Source organism: Micromonospora echinofusca, assembly GCF_017614955.1.
Lineage (GTDB): Bacteria > Actinomycetota > Actinomycetes > Mycobacteriales > Micromonosporaceae > Micromonospora > Micromonospora echinofusca_A.
In genome coordinates, this window is sequence record NZ_WVUH01000557.1 from 1 (window position 1) to 2792 (window position 2792).

The following is a 2792-nucleotide window of genomic DNA, read 5'->3' on the forward strand; positions in this document are numbered from 1 at the left end:
ATCCCCGGGGGGCCGTACGGGGTGGGTATCGGCTGGCGGCCGGAGATCTCCGGCTTCATCGCCGACCTGCCCGGCCTGCGCTTCGTCGAGGTGATCGCCGAGTCGGTGCCGTCGACCGGTCCACTGCCGACCGGTCTGGCCGAGCTGCGCGACCGGGGCGTCACCGTGGTGCCGCACGGCGTACGGCTCTCCCTCGGCGGTGCCGAACCGGTCGACCCGGCCCGGGTCACGCAGTTCGCCGCCGCCGCCGAGCAACTCGGCGCACCGCTGGTCAGCGAGCACATCGCGTTCGTCCGGGCCGGCGGGCTGGAGGCCGGTCACCTGCTGCCGCTGCCCCGCACCCGGGAGGCGGTGGACGCGGTGGTGGCCAACGTCCGGCGGGTACAGGCGGAGCTTCCGGTGCCGGTCGCGTTGGAGCCGATCGCCGCGCTCTTCGACTGGCCGGACGACGAACTGGACGAGGCGGACTTCCTCACCGAGATCCTGACCCGCACCGACGCGCTGCTGCTGCTCGACATCGCCAACGTGTACGCCAACGCCCGGAACCGGGGTACCGCGCCGACCGCCCTGCTGGACCGGCTCCCGCTGGAACGGGTGGCGTACGTGCACGTGGCCGGCGGTACCGAACACGACGGCGTCTACCACGACACGCACACCCATCCGGTCCCCGCAGCGGTGGTCGACCTGGTCCGGGAGCTGTGCGCCCGGCACCGCCCACCGGCGCTGCTGCTGGAACGCGACGGGGCGTACCCGCCCGCGCCGGAGCTGCGCGCCGAACTGGACGCGCTGGCCGCCGCCTCCGGGTACCCGACGGTCACATGACCGGCGATCTCGCCGCCCGGCAGGCGGCCCTGGTCGCCGCGCTGGTCGCCGGTGCCGAGGTGCCGGAGGGCTTCGACCTCCGGCTGGTCGGCGTGGCGCGGACGGCCCTGCTGCGCAAACGGGCCGGGGAGGTGGCCCGGCACTGGCCGCTGCTCGCCGCCGGGCTGGGCAGCCGATGGCCGCAGGTTTTTCTCGACTGGGCTGCCGGCCGACCCACCGGGGGTGGGCTGCGCGACGGCTGGGACCTGGCCCGCACGCTGCGCGACCAGGGTGCGTTGCCGTCGCTCGGTGCCGACGAACTCGCCGTCCGGGAGGCCACCACCCGCTACGACGGCACCGGAACACCCCGGCCCCGTCGGTGGCCGGCGCTGGTCCGGGTCGGCGGTGCCGTCGCGGTGCAGGTCGCCGGTCGGGTACGCCTGCTGCGCCCGGCCCGGGACAACTGAGCCCGACCGGGTACGGCAGGATCACCGGCATGGATCTCGGACTGACCGACCGGGTGTACGTGCTGACCGGAGCGTCCCGTGGGCTCGGCTTCGCCACCGCCGAATGCCTGGTGGCCGACGGCGCCCGGGTGGTGCTCGCCGCGCGGGACACCGCGCGGGCCGCAGCCGCCGCCGCGCAGCTCGGTGGCCCGGAGCACGCGGTGGCGATCGGTGCCGACCTCGCCGACCCGGCCACCCCGGACCGGCTGGTGGAGACCGCCCGCACCCGTTTCGGCCGGCTGGACGGGGCGTTGATCTCGGTCGGCGGCCCGCCGCCGGGTACCGCCTCGGCGGCCACCGACGAGCAGTGGCGGCAGGCCTTCGAGACCGTCTTCCTCGGCACCGTGCGTACCGCCCGGACCGTCGCCGCCGCGCTGCCGGCCGGCGGGGCGATCGCGCTGGTGCTCTCCACCTCGGCCCGCACCCCGATCGCCGGTCTCGGCATCTCCAACGGGTTGCGCCCCGGCCTGGCCGGGGTGGCCAAGGACATGGCCGACGAGTACGGTCCCCAGGGCGTCCGGCTGGTCGGGCTGCTACCGGGGCGGATCATGACGGACCGCAACCGGGAGCTCCTCGCCGCCAGCGGCGATCCGGAGCGGGCCCGGGCCGAGGCGGAGGCGGGCATCCCGCTGCGCCGGATCGCCGAGCCGGCCGAGTTCGGCCGGGTCGCCGCCTTCGTCCTCTCCCCCGCCGCGAGCTACCTGACCGGGGTGACCATCCCGGTGGACGGCGGCGCGCTGCGCGGGCTGTGATGGCCGACCGGCCCGACCGGGCACCGGCCCGCCGGGGCGCCGGCCCGACCCGCGTACCCGCCGGGCCCGGTCTCCCCCGACCGACCCCGGCGCAGTTGCGCGCGGCGGTCGACCGCACCATCGCCGACGTCATCGCCCCCGGCCTGTCGGTGCTCTTCGCCGGGATCAACCCGGGCCTGTACTCGGGTGCCACCGGCTGGCACTTCGCCCGCCCGGGCAACCGGTTCTGGCCGGCGCTGCACCGGGGTGGTTTCACTCCCCGCCAGTTGCATCCGAGCGAGCAGGACGAGCTGCCCCGGTACGGGGTGGGCATCACCAACCTGGTGGCCCGGACCACCGCCCGGGCGGACGAGCTGAGCAGCACGGAACTGGTCACCGGCGCGGCGATCCTGGTGGCGAAGGTGGAACGGTACCGGCCCCGCTGGGTGGCGGTCGCCGGCATCACCGCGTACCGCGCCGGCTTCGGGCGGCCCCGGGCGGTCTTCGGCCCGCAACCGGAGACCATCGGTGGCGCCCGGCTCTGGGTGCTACCCAACCCGAGCGGTCTGAACGCCCACTACACGCCTCAGACGCTGGGGGTGGCCTTCGCGGATCTGCGGGCCGCCGCGACCGTACCGGACTGAGCCCGGCCCGACCGTGGTTTCGGACCGGACCGGGCGAAGCCGGGCAGGGCCGGGCGAAGCCGGGCAGGGCCGGGCGAAGCCGGGCAGGGCCGGGCGAAGCCGGGCAGGGC

Annotated in this window: 4 protein-coding genes; all 4 read left to right on the top strand. The window is 76.2% G+C overall.

Annotation, left to right across the window (positions count from 1 at the left end; all coding sequences use genetic code 11):
* Genes GSF22_RS32610 through mug form a run of 4 tightly spaced genes read left to right on the top strand, consistent with a single transcriptional unit; the run spans nucleotide 1 to nucleotide 2682 of the window.
* Nucleotides 1-822: a DUF692 domain-containing protein gene (locus tag GSF22_RS32610; RefSeq protein ID WP_208817756.1), complete on the top strand. Its 822-nt coding sequence runs from the start codon at nucleotides 1-3 to the stop codon at nucleotides 820-822.
* Nucleotides 819-1268, top strand: coding sequence for a hypothetical protein (locus GSF22_RS32615; protein WP_208817757.1), 450 nt, complete (start codon nucleotides 819-821; stop codon nucleotides 1266-1268). The genes GSF22_RS32610 and GSF22_RS32615 overlap by 4 nt, the downstream gene beginning before the upstream one ends.
* Before the next feature lie 29 nt (nucleotides 1269-1297).
* The gene (locus GSF22_RS32620; RefSeq protein WP_208817758.1) at nucleotides 1298-2059 is read left to right on the top strand and encodes an SDR family oxidoreductase; all 762 of its coding nucleotides are present in this window, start codon (nucleotides 1298-1300) and stop codon (nucleotides 2057-2059) included.
* Nucleotides 2059-2682, top strand: coding sequence for a G/U mismatch-specific DNA glycosylase (mug, locus tag GSF22_RS32625; protein ID WP_208817759.1), 624 nt, complete (start codon nucleotides 2059-2061; stop codon nucleotides 2680-2682). Before GSF22_RS32620 ends, mug begins: the two co-directional genes overlap by 1 nt.
* Nucleotides 2683-2792 lie beyond the last annotated feature (110 nt).